1 pseudogene is annotated in these 240 nt (G+C 47.5%); it reads right to left on the bottom strand.

Annotated elements, in window-relative coordinates:
- Positions 1-240 (bottom strand): annotated as a pseudogene (locus tag CH339_RS25965) (imidazoleglycerol-phosphate dehydratase); the annotation flags it as partial.

The raw sequence follows: 240 nt of genomic DNA, 5'->3' as shown, positions 1-240 counted from the left end.
TTTCGTTGATGGAATTCCCTTGACCCGCGGATCGATCAATGCCGCTTCATCAAGCGCACGTCCCAGCGCTTTAAAAATGGCCTCGATCATATGGTGTGTGTTCGTACCGTAATGAACGATGACATGCAGATTCATTCGTGCTTCCAGTGCAAACTTCCACAAAAATTCATGGACAAGCTCTGTATCAAATGTTCCGATTTTCCTGCTTGGGAATTCAGCTCTGAACTCGAGGTGCGGCCT

Origin of the sequence: Rhodobium orientis, assembly GCF_003258835.1 — a bacterium.
In the GTDB taxonomy this organism is placed as follows: Bacteria; Pseudomonadota; Alphaproteobacteria; order Rhizobiales; family Rhodobiaceae; genus Rhodobium; species Rhodobium orientis.
The sequence above is the reverse complement of the archived record's forward strand: the minus strand, read 5'-3'. Positions and strand labels throughout refer to the sequence as shown.